Consider the following 10,309-nt stretch of genomic DNA (forward strand, 5'->3'; position numbering starts at 1 on the left):
CCCAGCATGTTGATCGCCCCGTGCACGCTGGTCTTGGTCGTCTGCACCGGATCGAACTGGTAATGAATCGGCGAGGCCGGACAGGCCAGGTTGTAGATTTCATCCACTTCCACATAAAGCGGGAACGTAACATCGTGCCGAAGCACCTCGAAATGCGGATTGCCCATGAGATGCACGATATTATCTTTGGTGCCGGTGAAGAAATTGTCCACGCACAGCACGTCGTGACCGTCAGCCAGGAGGCGTTCGCACAGGTGCGAACCCAAAAAACCAGCGCCTCCGGTGACGAGGATGCGTTTTCGGATCGAATGTCTCATTATTCTGTTTTAGGCGGCCTTGAGGACGTTTTTCAAGTAATCCGCATAGGCCTTGACGATGCCTTCGCGGAAACCGGTTTTAGCCTGCCAGCCCAGCGCCTGAAAACGCGATACATCCAGCAGTTTCCGCGGCGTGCCATCGGGCTTTGAGCTGTCGAAGACGAACTTGCCGCGGAAACCGACAATCTCGGCGATCAGCTCCGCCAGTTCACGGATAGTGATTTCCTTGCCTGCGCCGATATTAATGAACTCGCCGATATCGGTGGCGTTGCATCGCTCCATCAGGAACACGCAGGCATCGGCTACGTCGTCACTGTAGAGAAATTCACGTTTCGGGGCACCACTGCCCCACACCACCACTTCCTTGGCGCCCTGCATCTTAGCCTCGTGCATCCGGCGGATCAGCGCCGGCAGTACGTGTGAATTCTTCAGATCGTAGTTGTCACCGGGGCCATAGAGATTGGTCGGCATGGCACTCATGAAGTTGGTGCCGTACTGGCGGTTGTACGCGTTGCACATCTTGATGCCGGCAATTTTGGCGATGGCATAGGGTTCGTTGGTCGGTTCGAGCAACCCCGTCAGCAGGTGCTCCTCTTTCATCGGCTGGGGCGCGAGCTTGGGATAAATGCAGCTCGATCCCAGAAACAGGAGTTTCTTCACGCCATGACGGTAGGAGGCATGGATGAGATTGGATTCGATCATCAGGTTCTGATAGAGGAAATCGGCGCGATAGGTGTTGTTCGCGTAAATTCCGCCAACCTTCGCCGCGGCGACAAACACGAACTGCGGCTTTTCATTCCCGAAGAATTCATTCACCGCTCGCTGATCGGTCAGATCGAGCTCGGCATGTGTACGCCGGATAATATCGGAGTATCCCCCTGCCTGCAGCCGGCGGACAATCGCGGAACCTACCAAACCACGGTGACCGGCGACATAAACTTTTTTATCCGGTTTCATAGTCTATTCGTGATAATCGTAGGCGGAATAACCATGTCGCTTCACCAGCTCATCGCGCTCGGACGCCTTCAGGTCTTCGCGCACCATCTCGGCCACCAGTTCCTTGAATTTGATTTTCGGTTTCCAGCCGAGTTTCTTGCGCGCCTTGGTGGCGTCGCCGAGCAGCGTTTCGACTTCCGTGGGACGGAAATAGCGCGGATCGACCCGCACAACAGTCTGGCTCTTTTTGGGGCCATTCTTTTCATTGCCTTCGATTCGGCCAACAATGCCAACTTCCTTCAATCCCTTGCCGCGCCATTCAATCGTCATGCCCAGATCTTTAGCGGCGGCGTTTACAAAATCGCGTACACTGTACTGTTCGCCGGTGGCAATGACAAAATCTTCCGGATTTTTCTGCTGTAGTACCAGCCACTGGGCCTCGACAAAATCGCGGGCATGGCCCCAGTCACGCTTGGCGTCCAGGTTGCCGAGGTAAAGGCAATCCTGCAGGCCCAGTTTGATGCGCGCCAAGGCGCGGGTAATTTTGCGGGTTACGAAGGTCTCACCACGAACCGGACTTTCGTGATTGAACAAAATGCCGTTGCAGGCATACATGCCATAGGCCTCGCGGTAGTTGACCGTGATCCAATAGGCGTACAGCTTTGCTACGGCGTAGGGCGAACGCGGATAAAATGGCGTGGTCTCGCGCTGGGGAATCTCCTGAACCTTGCCGTATAGTTCCGAGGTGGAAGCCTGATAAAAGCGGGTTTTCTTTTCCAGCCCCAGGATCCGGATGGCTTCCAGCAGACGCAACGCACCCAAGGCATCGGAATCCGCGGTATATTCCGGTTCCTCGAACGACACGGCCACGTGACTCTGGGCGGCAAGATTATATATCTCAGCTGGCTGAACCTGTTGCACAATGCGTATCAGACTGCTGGAATCGGTCATATCGCCATAGTGCAGGACGAACTTGCGGCCCTTCATGTGCGGGTCTTGGTACAGATGATCGATGCGGTCCGTGTTGAACAGCGAGGTCCGGCGCTTGATGCCGTGCACCTCGTAACCTTTTTTCAGCAGAAATTCGGCGAGGTAAGCCCCATCCTGCCCGGTGATGCCCGTGATAAGCGCTCTTTTTTCCATATTCATTTAGCCCGGTTGTATTTGTCCTCGAAGCGCACGATATCATCCTCGCCGAGATAGCTTCCGGATTGCACTTCTATGATTTCAAGCGGGATGTTGCCTGGATTTTCCAGCCGGTGCGTCGTGCCCAGCGGAATGTAGGTGGACTGGTTTTCCGTGAGCATGAATACTTCCTCCCCCTTCGTCACCCGCGCCGTTCCCTTGACCACCACCCAGTGCTCGGCGCGGTGATGATGCATCTGCAATGACAGCGCCGCGCCGGGTTTGACCATCAGGCGTTTCACCTGAAACCGCGGTCCGGCGTCAATGCCCTCGTAATATCCCCAGGGGCGGTATACCCGACGATGCGTCTGATACTCGCTGCGCTTCTCCTGCTTGAGGCGATTGACCACCTCTTTGACGTTCTGCGCATGGTCCTTGTGCACGACCAGCACGGCGTCGGGAGTTTCCACGACGATAATATCATCAAGTCCCACCGCCGCGAGAAACCGGTGCTGGGAAATCAACAGCGCGTTCCGCGTTTCATGCGCATAAACGTCGCCTTGGATGACGTTTCCCTGCTCGTCCCTCACCGAGGCTTCCCATAAAGACGACCAGGCGCCGATATCGGACCAGCCGGCATTCAACGACACCACGGCGGCACGGTCGGTTTCCTCCATGACGGCGTAATCGATCGAGTTGGACAGGCAGCTGCCGAACGCCTGGGCATTCACCCGGTAAAAATCGCCATCGCGCCGGCCTTGTTCGTATGCCGCTTTGCATGCCTCGAACATGGCCGGATGAAACCTCTTCAGTTCATCGAGCCAGACCGAGGCAAGCATCATGAACATGCCGCTGTTCCATAAATAGTCACCGGATCGCACGTAATGACCGGCGGTTTCGGCGTCAGGCTTTTCCACAAATGCCTCGACCTTGTGATCATCGCCTTTCTTGATATACCCATATCCGGTTTCCGGGGTCGTGGGTACAATCCCGAAAGTGACCAAGCGCCCTTTCTCAGCCAGGATGGCTCCCGCTTTGACGGCGGAATGAAATTCGCCGACGTTCTGTATGACATGATCGGCCGGCATCACCAGCATCAGCGCCTCGTCTGGCGCGCTCTTCTGGAGCGCGAGCGCCGCCAGCGTCAGGGCCGGCGCGGTATTGCGCCCGACCGGCTCGAGAATGATATCGGCCGGCGTCTTGTCAAGCGCTCGCAGTTGCTCGGCGATCAGAAAACGATGCTCCTCGTTGCACACCAGCAGGGAGTCAGCGACATGCTCCATGCCATCCAGACGCGAAACTGTCTGCTGCAACAATGTCTTTTCGCCCATGAGACTGAGCAGCTGTTTGGGATACTGCTCGCGCGAAAGCGGCCATAGGCGCGTACCCGAACCGCCTGAGAGAATGACTGGATTGATTTTCATAAATTGCTTGCTGGTTTATACAAAACAGGGATTGAAGAGATGAATCAGGAAATGCGGTGGTATGATTTGTACCACTCTACAAAGCGCGCCACTCCCTGCTCTACAGACGTGCGCGGCCGGAAACCCACGTCATTTTCGAGGCTCTCGACATTGGCGGATGTCGCCGGCACATCTCCCTCTTGCATCGGCAGCATTTGAAGTTTTGCCTTTTTTCCCAGGCTTTTTTCCAGGACTTCAATATAGCGCATCAACTCCACCGGCTGGTTGTTGCCTATATTATAGATACGGTACCGGACATAGCTCGTGGCTGGATCAGGGGTTTTGCCCGACCAGCCCGGATTAGGCGAAGCCGGGCGGTCGATCACACGGACAATCCCCTCGACAATATCATCGATATAGGTGAAATCGCGGATCATTTTCCCGTGGTTGAAGACGGGGATGGGTTCGCCTTCCAGTATTCCCTTGGTAAATTTGAACAGCGCCATGTCCGGACGGCCCCATGGCCCGTATACCGTAAAGAATCGCAAACCGGTACAGGGCAGATCGTAAAGATGGGAGTAACAATGCGCCATTAACTCATTGGCCTTCTTGGTGGCGGCATAAAGCGATACGGGATGGTCGACATTGTCATGCTCGGAAAACGGCAGCTTGGTGTTCGCGCCGTAGACCGAACTTGAGGAGGCGAACACTAGGTGCTTCACTCCGCTGTGCCGGCATCCCTCGAGAATGTTGCCGAATCCGACCAGGTTGGAATCGATGTAGGACTGGGGATGGGTGATCGAGTATCTCACCCCTGCCTGCGCCGCCAGATGCATCACGGCATCGAACTTTTGTTTTTGAAAAAGCTCCGCCATGGCTTCCCGATCGATGATATCGAGCTTCTGAAATTCGAAATGGCGATGGTCCTTGGTGCGCTGGAGGCGCGTTTCCTTCAGCCGGACATCGTAATAATCATTCATATTATCGATGCCGCACACCGTATCGCCCCGCTCCAGCAACCTGAGCGCGAGCGCGGAACCGATAAATCCGGCGGCCCCTGTGACAAGTATTTTCATTTTCTGTGAATTTCTATGTTAAAACCTGTATTTTGACACGCTACCGCCATGCAGAACATATAGTTCCACACATCTTGTGGCATCCCGTCACGGCGCGGGGCGGGATCGCTCAATTCCTGACCGGACAAAAACTATTCGAGCCGCAAAATATCCGGAACCAGCACGCGTTCTTTATCGATTTCCTTCATTAACTGCGCGTAGCTGACCAGGGGTGAATTCAGTTCAGTCAGCACGCAGACATCAAAGGGTCCGGCCTGATCTAAATTCCGCCACACCGGTAATCCGGCGAATCGGCGTCGCTCGGTATGAGGGTCGAGAATCCCGACGATCTGAACGTCACGTTCATGTGCCCGCAGCGTGGCGATTTCGGCAAGATCCGACATGCCGTACAGCAGAATCCTGCGCCAGCCCTGCGCCTCGCATTTCTGAAAAACATCCATGCAGGAATCGCCGGCCTTGCGGTAAAAGGCAAAGGATGAGGACAGGTATTTCGCGGTGAGCCGGCTTTTTTCGGCGAAGCCTTTGGGTGTCAGATAGTAAAGGTAGCGATTAGCCGGAGCCTCGCTGATCTTAATGAACCCCTTACGAATGCAGCGCTTGAGATAGGAATTGGCCAGCCCCAGGGCGATGCCCATGTCGCTGGCCAGATGACGCTGACTGACGTTGCTTTGCTTGCCGACCGCGTCCAGCAGCTCCAAAACCAGCGCTTCTTCCCTGTCGGCTCTTGTGTTCATGATATGAACACTATAACCCCTCGTGCCATCCGGTCAAGAATTATTGACCCGGCACATTTGTTCTTGAACACAGACCGCCGTCACGGTATTCCCTGGGTCAGTGATGGCGGGAGGTGCCGGGTCAATAATGAAAATCATATGGATTCCACGATTATTGAGGCGATAAGACGACTTTAATAAGGGCCAAGAGAGGAAACCGATCGGATGGCTTAAGAGTGCCGTGTCGCCTCAATAATCGGTTTCCTCAGGCCGGTTCGATCGAGGCGGTATCGACGGTGGTGCGGGCGTCGCGGCCGAGGATATCGAGCAGCACGGTGACACGGTCACGGCCGCTGGCCGCCTGAAAAATCCCTTCATATCCGGCAAAACTGCCTTGGGTGATCCGCACCCGGCTACCTGGCTTGTATTCCTCGATCGGGAGAATCTGGATACCCTGCCTATCCTCCCGGGATCGCAACGCTGCCATCAGACCGTCCGGGACCCGCGCCGCCTCGCGACCGAAACGTACAATGGAAACCACGCCGAGCGTGGAGCGAATCGGCCCCCAGTTGTCGGTCCGGCTGCTCAGGTGGATAAACAGATAGCGGGGAAACATCGGGGCGATGACAGCGACGCGCCTCCCCTGGCGGCGCCGTGCATCGCGCATGATCGGCAGATAGGTTTCGTAACCCTGGCGCGCGAGATTTTCCCGGGCAACGGTTTCCTGCCGTGGTTTGCAGTAAACCAGATACCAGTGACGGGAAGCCGTGTCGCGGTTCGCCTCGTTCAACGTCGGATCAAAGCCTCCATACTTGTACGCCGGCGGAAGCCAAGGCTTTGACGTCGAAACGCGATTTGACGTCTATGAAACTGCCGCCCTTTTCGAGCTTCTTGAGCATCTCGTCCATCCCTTTTTTAAGAAACTCCTTGTGCGCCACCGCCGCCACAATGGCCTTGGCCTTCGGCAGTTTCTCCCAGGGATGCAGCTCCAGGCCGTATTCATGCCGCGCTTCCTCTGCATCGGCCACGGGATCATGAACCCAGACGTTCACTCCGTACGTTTTGAGCTCGTTTACCACGTCAACCACGCGGGTGTTGCGGGAATCGGGACAATCTTCCTTAAAGGTAATACCCAGCACGATCACGTGACTCCCGTTAACCGAGTGTCCCGCCTGAATGATCTGCTTGATGGTCTGCTCGGCCACGTATTTGCCCATGCTGTCGTTGATACGCCGGCCGGCAAGTATGACCTCCGGGTGGTAACCCATCCGCTCCGCTTTCTGGGTCAGATAATAAGGATCGACGCCGATGCAGTGGCCGCCCACCAGACCGGGCCGAAAGGGCAGGAAGTTCCACTTGGTGCCGGCCGCTTCGAGCACTTCCAGCGTATCGATGCCCAGCTTGTGAAAAATAATAGCCAGTTCATTCATCAGTGCGATATTGAGATCGCGCTGGGTATTCTCGATGACCTTGGCCGCCTCGGCCGCCTTGATGCTGGAGGTACGGCAGACACCGGCCTTGACGACGAGTTCATACAATTGCGCGACGGCTTCGAGAGTTGCTGCATCGTCACCGGAAACCACCTTGGTAATGGTAGTCAACGTATGCTCGTGATCGCCCGGGTTGATCCGCTCCGGCGAATAACCGACATGAAAATCCTTTTTCCAGCGCATCCCGGAGTCTTTTTCCAGTACCGGGATGCAGACCTCTTCCGTGGCGCCCGGATACACCGTGGATTCGAAAATGATGATCGCCCCTTTCTTCATGTGCCGCGAGATGCATTCACAGGCGGAACGCAGCGGCGAAAAATCGGGTTGATGCGCATCGTCCACCGGCGTGGGCACGGCCACGATGATGAAATCCGCTTGGGCGAGTTCGCGCGGGTCGCTCGTGTATTTCAGCCGGGTGGCAGCACGCAGGTCGCTCTCGAGCACCCCGCCGGTCGGATCCTGGCCGCGCCGGTAGTGGTCCAGTTTGGCCTCGCTCAGATCGTACCCGATCGCCGCCAGGCGCTTTCCGAATTCCACCGCCAACGGCAAACCGACATAACCGAGTCCCACGACGGCAACCGTTTTATTTTCCAACGATAATTTTTGCATGCGTTCTTGCGTATTTCGATATAAATTGAAAAACCGTTTACGGACCGGAGACAGGGCCTTCTTTTTTGGCCAGACGGGCCATGTACCGCCCCACTCCCTCCTCAACGGTCATGAAGGACTTCTTGTAGCCGGCGCGGCGCAGCGTTGCAATGTCCGCCTGCGTGAAACTTTGATACTTGCCTTTTAACGCGTCGGGGAAATTGATGTAGGCAATCTGACCCTCTTTTTGCAGGCTTTTCAGGTCCGCGGACGCTTTGCCGGACATCCGCCGAAAACTGTTGATGACCGCCGCCGCCACGTCATTAAAGGTCTGCGCCCGGCCGGTGCCGACATTGAAGATTCCGCTCTTCTGCGGGTGATCCAGGAAAAACAGGTTCACCGCCGCCACGTCTTCCACTGAGATGAAATCGCGCCGCTGTTCGCCGTTACCGTAACCGTCGCAACCTTCGAACAGCTTTACCTTGCCGGACTCGCGGTACTGGTTGAAATGATGAAATGCCACCGAGGCCATGCGGCCCTTGTGTTGTTCGCGGTCGCCGTAGACATTGAAATAACGGAATCCGACGATCTGCGCCGTTCGTTTCGGGAACAGACGGCGCACATATTGATCGAACTGCCACTTGGAGTAGCCGTATACGTTGAGCGGCCCCTCGCACTCGCGTGACTCGCGGAAGACCTTGCCGGTGCCGTAAACCGCCGCCGACGACGCATACAAATAAGGAATGCGTCTGGTCTGGCAGTAATGCAGCAAGGCCTTGGAGTATTCATAATTGTTGCCCATCATGAAGACGCCGTTATGCTCCATGGTGTCGGAACAGGCGCCTTCATGCAGGATCGCCTTGAACTTCTTCTTGAATTCCCCGCTGGTGATCCGCTCGAGAAAATCGCGTTTATCCAGGTAATCCGCGATTTCGCAATCCACAAGATTTTTGAATTTATCGCCGTGTTCCAGATCGTCCACGACGAGAATATTCTTCTCGCCGCGCTCATTGAGCGCCTTGACCAGATTGGCGCCGATAAAGCCCGCTCCACCCGTGACGACGTACATCATTCCTCCTGTGCGGACAGTTCATACATGATTTCCGCGGGGCTCGCGGTCGCCGCGCCCAGTTTGCCGACGACAATCCCAGCGGCGATATTGGCCAGATGCAGTGCGTCTTCCAGTTTGCTGTCCACAGCCCAAGCGCAGCCAATGGACGCAATCACAGTATCGCCTGCGCCGGTCACGTCGAATACCTCGCGCTTGTGCGCCGGAATGTGAAGCACGCGCCCATCCTGTTCCACAAGACTCATGCCGTCTTCACCGCGCGTCACCAGCACGCCGCTCAGATCGAGTTCCTTGGTCATAGCCAAGGCCTTGCGCTCGAGCTCGGCGTTGTCGCGGAAACGGCCGGCGACATGCTCGAACTCCTTGCGGTTCGGTGTGATCAGGTTCGCGCCCCGATAACCGCTGTAGTCGTCCCCCTTGGGATCCACCACCACCGGACGCGAAGCCGCACGCGCCGCCTGGATCATCTCCTGAATGTATCCCAGACCGCCCTTGCCATAATCCGAAATGATCACGGCGTCATATTCCGAAAGATGCTTGAGATAGCTGTCGAGCAGCTTCACGCGCGCATCCTTGCTGACGGGACAGTCGAAATCGATGCGCAACAGCTGCTGATGCCGTGAAATGACGCGCAGCTTGACGGTGGTGTTGAGCAGCTTGTCCCGGTGCAGCTGGCATCGGATGCCCGCCTCGCCGAGCATCCGTTCGAGCCCGTCGGCCTCGCGGTCATCGCCACTGATGGAAAACAGGGTGCACGCGGCGCCCAGCGTCCGCACATTTTGCGCCACGTTGGCCGCGCCGCCGGGCAACTCCTTCGCCTGCTTCACCGCCACCACGGGTACCGGCGCCTCGGGCGAGATGCGTTCGACATCGCCGTACCAGTAACGATCCAGCATGACATCCCCCACCACCAGTACCTTGGCGTGGGCGATTTCTTCAAGGAGTTGCGGCAACACTTTGTTTATTTATCCTGGTCTGAAGGCGCGTTTCGGGATGCGCCGGACGTCGCTGGCCGCTATTATCCGGGCATTTTCCGTTACTGTCGATTGGTGCCGTTCCAACCGATTTTGGTCGCCTATCTGTTTCGCGCGCTTATGGCTTTCGTGGAATCCAAGCTGCCCGCTAGGAAAACAAGTTTGGAACGGCATTGGCGGCCCATCCGGAGGATTTCTCAAGCCTGAATTTCGCGATTGATCGCCGCGAGTACCGCTACCGGGTCCGCCGCCCGTGTGATCGGCCGTCCAATCACCAGATAATCGGAACCATCGGCCACGGCATCGGCCGGCGTACGCGTGCGGCTCTGATCGTCGGTGGCGGCACCGGCCGGCCGTACCCCGGGTGTCACCAGAAGAAAATCCTTGCCGAAACGACGGCGTAATTGGGCCGTCTCCTGCGGTGAGCAGACGACGCCGTCCAGACCGGCAGCCTGCGCGAGCCCCGCCAAGCGCTCTACGTGGCGCGCAACATCGTCCCGTCCCCACCCCAGGTCGGCGACATCGTCTCCGTCGTGGCTCGTCAGCAACGTCACGCCGATCAGCAACGGGCGGCGGGCCAGACGGTCAACCGCCTCGCGCGCCGCCAGCAGCATTTTC

11 protein-coding genes are annotated in these 10,309 nt (G+C 56.9%); all 11 read right to left on the reverse strand.

Features of this window, described 5'->3' with window-relative positions; genetic code table 11:
* On the reverse strand, positions 1 to 317 hold a 317-nt coding region (locus ACC569_RS12615), incomplete at its 3' end, for a GDP-mannose 4,6-dehydratase (RefSeq protein ID WP_372523887.1).
* Between the two features lie 9 nt (positions 318 to 326).
* Complete coding sequence (locus ACC569_RS12620; protein WP_372523888.1) at positions 327 to 1,274, reverse strand: GDP-L-fucose synthase family protein; 948 nt, start codon at positions 1,272 to 1,274, stop codon at positions 327 to 329.
* Between the two features lie 3 nt (positions 1,275 to 1,277).
* Positions 1,278 to 2,396, reverse strand: coding sequence for a GDP-mannose 4,6-dehydratase (gene gmd, locus ACC569_RS12625; protein WP_372523889.1), 1,119 nt, complete (start codon positions 2,394 to 2,396; stop codon positions 1,278 to 1,280).
* A 2-nt stretch (positions 2,397 to 2,398) separates the two neighbouring features.
* Positions 2,399 to 3,802, reverse strand: coding sequence for a mannose-1-phosphate guanylyltransferase/mannose-6-phosphate isomerase (locus tag ACC569_RS12630; protein WP_372523890.1), 1,404 nt, complete (start codon positions 3,800 to 3,802; stop codon positions 2,399 to 2,401).
* 44 nt (positions 3,803 to 3,846) lie between these two features.
* Positions 3,847 to 4,857, reverse strand: coding sequence for an NAD-dependent epimerase (locus ACC569_RS12635; RefSeq protein WP_372523891.1), 1,011 nt, complete (start codon positions 4,855 to 4,857; stop codon positions 3,847 to 3,849).
* A 131-nt stretch (positions 4,858 to 4,988) separates the two neighbouring features.
* Positions 4,989 to 5,591, reverse strand: a complete 603-nt coding sequence (locus ACC569_RS12640; protein ID WP_372523892.1) for a winged helix-turn-helix transcriptional regulator — start codon at positions 5,589 to 5,591, stop codon at positions 4,989 to 4,991.
* A gap of 244 nt (positions 5,592 to 5,835) precedes the next feature.
* Positions 5,836 to 6,360: a transcription/translation regulatory transformer protein RfaH gene (gene rfaH / locus ACC569_RS12645; RefSeq protein ID WP_372523893.1), complete on the reverse strand. Its 525-nt coding sequence runs from the start codon at positions 6,358 to 6,360 to the stop codon at positions 5,836 to 5,838.
* A 7-nt stretch (positions 6,361 to 6,367) separates the two neighbouring features.
* A complete protein-coding gene (locus ACC569_RS12650) occupies positions 6,368 to 7,669 on the reverse strand; it encodes a nucleotide sugar dehydrogenase (protein WP_372523894.1) in 1,302 nt (433 codons plus the stop codon).
* A 37-nt stretch (positions 7,670 to 7,706) separates the two neighbouring features.
* Positions 7,707 to 8,720 (reverse strand): ADP-glyceromanno-heptose 6-epimerase, encoded by a 1,014-nt coding sequence (gene rfaD / locus ACC569_RS12655; RefSeq protein ID WP_372523895.1) that lies wholly within the window; start codon positions 8,718 to 8,720, stop codon positions 7,707 to 7,709.
* Positions 8,717 to 9,673, reverse strand: a complete 957-nt coding sequence (gene rfaE1, locus ACC569_RS12660) for a D-glycero-beta-D-manno-heptose-7-phosphate kinase (protein ID WP_372523896.1) — start codon at positions 9,671 to 9,673, stop codon at positions 8,717 to 8,719. Before rfaE1 ends, rfaD begins: the two co-directional genes overlap by 4 nt.
* A gap of 215 nt (positions 9,674 to 9,888) precedes the next feature.
* Positions 9,889 to 10,309: orotidine-5'-phosphate decarboxylase (pyrF, locus tag ACC569_RS12665; protein ID WP_372523897.1), on the reverse strand; the 421-nt coding region annotated here is incomplete at its 5' end.

Source organism: Sulfuricaulis sp. (genome assembly GCF_041499725.1).
Lineage (GTDB): Bacteria > Pseudomonadota > Gammaproteobacteria > Acidiferrobacterales > Sulfurifustaceae > Sulfuricaulis.

What these genes read in the sequence shown, in the direction of transcription:
- ACC569_RS12620 (WP_372523888.1), bottom strand. Translation starts at nt 1,274, where the DNA reads ATGAAACCGGATAAAAAAGTTTATGTCGCCGGTCACCGTGGTTTGGTA.
- gmd (WP_372523889.1), bottom strand. Translation starts at nt 2,396, where the DNA reads ATGGAAAAAAGAGCGCTTATCACGGGCATCACCGGGCAGGATGGGGCT.
- ACC569_RS12630 (WP_372523890.1), bottom strand. Translation starts at nt 3,802, where the DNA reads ATGAAAATCAATCCAGTCATTCTCTCAGGCGGTTCGGGTACGCGCCTA.
- ACC569_RS12635 (WP_372523891.1), bottom strand. Translation starts at nt 4,857, where the DNA reads ATGAAAATACTTGTCACAGGGGCCGCCGGATTTATCGGTTCCGCGCTC.
- ACC569_RS12640 (WP_372523892.1), bottom strand. Translation starts at nt 5,591, where the DNA reads ATGAACACAAGAGCCGACAGGGAAGAAGCGCTGGTTTTGGAGCTGCTG.
- ACC569_RS12650 (WP_372523894.1), bottom strand. Translation starts at nt 7,669, where the DNA reads ATGCAAAAATTATCGTTGGAAAATAAAACGGTTGCCGTCGTGGGACTC.
- rfaD (WP_372523895.1), bottom strand. Translation starts at nt 8,720, where the DNA reads ATGATGTACGTCGTCACGGGTGGAGCGGGCTTTATCGGCGCCAATCTG.